At 33.1% G+C, this 2,165-nt stretch carries 3 protein-coding genes; 2 read left to right on the top strand and 1 reads right to left on the bottom strand.

Annotation, left to right across the window (positions count from 1 at the left end; translation table 11 throughout):
- Positions 1-90: 90 nt before the first annotated feature.
- Both MKY20_RS28620 and MKY20_RS28615 read left to right on the top strand, forming a co-directional pair.
- Positions 91-930, top strand: a complete 840-nt coding sequence (locus tag MKY20_RS28620; RefSeq protein WP_341004493.1) for a tyrosine-type recombinase/integrase — start codon at positions 91-93, stop codon at positions 928-930.
- A gap of 131 nt (positions 931-1,061) precedes the next feature.
- Complete coding sequence (locus MKY20_RS28615; protein ID WP_009335265.1) at positions 1,062-1,451, top strand: hypothetical protein; 390 nt, start codon at positions 1,062-1,064, stop codon at positions 1,449-1,451.
- A gap of 403 nt (positions 1,452-1,854) precedes the next feature.
- Here MKY20_RS28615 and MKY20_RS28610 read toward each other — a convergent pair whose 3' ends face one another.
- On the bottom strand, positions 1,855-2,004 hold the full coding sequence (locus MKY20_RS28610) for a hypothetical protein (RefSeq protein ID WP_166672469.1): 150 nt from the start codon (positions 2,002-2,004) through the stop codon (positions 1,855-1,857).
- Positions 2,005-2,165: the final 161 nt, after the last annotated feature.

Genomic DNA, 2,165 nt, shown 5'->3' with positions numbered 1-2,165 from the left:
AATTCCTTAATAAAATTCTATAAAACTAGTATATTTTTTAGTTTTCAGGCGGATAATGATAATAATAGAACGGTCAGGGAGTTGTTCATTATGCTTGTATCTGAAGCCTGGAATCTTTATAAAGCAGATAAACAAATTCAGGGATATTCTTCTCAAACCTTAAAGGTATATAAAGTGCAAATGTCTTTATTAATCAAGTACTTTGGAGATATTAAAATCACTGATATTACAACAGAATCCATTAAATTATATCTTGGAGAAGTTGCTGCGGAGTTAAAAGCTTCTAGTCTCTGTCATCGGATACGTTTTATAAAATCATTGTTTAAATGGGCTCAAGAAGAGAAATACGTTTCGATTAACCCGGTATCTTCTATAAAAGAACCTAAGCCAGAAAGTAGAATTCCTAAGTTTCTTACGGAAGAGGAAATTGAGTTACTTCGTGAAGCATGTAAAACAACTTTTGAGAAAGCTTTATTTGAATTTATGTATTCAACAGGCTGTAGGATAGGAGAAGTTGTCAACTTAGACAAGCACTCAATAAATATGGCAGAACAATCCGTTTTCGTTTTTGGAAAAGGAAAAAAAGAAAGAGAAGTGTATTTTAATACTCGATGTAGTATTTGGTTAAAAAGATATCTAGAAGAAAGAGCTGATGATCAACAAGCTTTGTTCGTTACGATTCGAGCACCACATCGAATGAGTATTGCACAAATGAGATATGTCATAAAACAGATTTCCAAAAGAGCAGGAATAAATAAGTGCATTCACCCACATCAACTTAGACATAGCTATGCAACTACACTTATTAATAATGGGGCACCATTAGAGGTTATACAAAATTTAATGGGACACGAAAAAAGCGAAACCACTAGAGTCTATGCATACCTGAGCGGACACTTGAGACGTGAATTATATAAGAAATTTTTTTAGGTGCTGCTGATGCAGAATTTTTTATTGAACTAAAGGGACAAGTTTGTTGAAGTAGCCAATCCAAAGGTAAGTTCAAATGCTTAGGAACTTATGATAAGTGATAAGCGTCTTGTTAGAAAGGAGGTAATGAATTGAAAAAGGGTGGAATGATTTTAGGTTTATTTATAGCTGTTATTGCAGTGTTCGTATTTGTAAATAAATTGCATTACCCTTCTCTTCCGATAGCTGATAGGTCTGCAAAAGAAGCGATTGATATACTGAAAGAATCGGAAAGTAAAATAGCAGAAATTGCAGTAGAAGGCGATTCTATTTGGTATATCACAAGTAGTGAGAACCAAGGTGTCTCGATTGCTGATGAAAATATAAAACAAATGATTAGTTCAAATGGATGGGAATTTAAAGAAAGAGATGGTGCTGGTCTGTTCTTTGAAAAAGACGGAAGGATATTAATTGCCACCACTCAAATGTGGACTGGAAATTATGTTCTCGTTAAAATCCCAGGTAATTTCAAAAAATCTTGAGAGGCTTTTTATTAACCTATCGGGTGCGTTGATCTAGGGGAGGATTAACGCCTTTTTTGTTGAATTCCTTTTTGAATTAAAGGGGCAGGTTAGTTCAACAAGAGGGATATAGAAAGTTGAACAAGCTGCAAAACAATATGACATTTTGTTGGTGAACATAAGTAACAGGTTGAATTGTAATGTCAAAATAAAAGAAAAAGACCGTTGAACCGGTCTTTTTCCTGCAAATTAAAGATAAATTTTTAATGTGTCTTTATGAGTCCCTCTTGTTTCTGAATCTTTTTCCAACAAATTAATAACTTTACAACTGATTACAGATACCCTCATAGACGATTTATTAAACCGATCACCTTAAATTTATGAATAAATCTTTTATAAAAATAAGCAATTACTATACTATGAATTAGGATTGTTTTAGCCGTGTTAATTCCGACTGGTGTACCAGTTCAATTCTCCTGTTTTTTGGATTTCTGATTTCTACGTAGCCAGAATCGTATTGATGCACAATTATATATTCTTTTCCGTGATAAATGACTATTTCTTGGTTCGCCAAAAGAGATGCCTCCAGTGATTAAAGTTTTAGATACTTATACCTAAAAACTGACTCATTGAAACTTAAATTTATGTTCACTGAAAGAAAAAATTTTAAAGGATGTAAAGGGGATTGATCCAAGGGTTAACGCCTTTTTTATAGAGGTTCTTATTGAACAAAAG

The organism is Cytobacillus sp. FSL W8-0315 (assembly GCF_038002905.1).
GTDB classification, from domain to species: Bacteria; Bacillota; Bacilli; order Bacillales; family Cytobacillaceae; genus Cytobacillus; species Cytobacillus pseudoceanisediminis.
The sequence above is the reverse complement of the archived record's forward strand: the minus strand, read 5'-3'. Positions and strand labels throughout refer to the sequence as shown.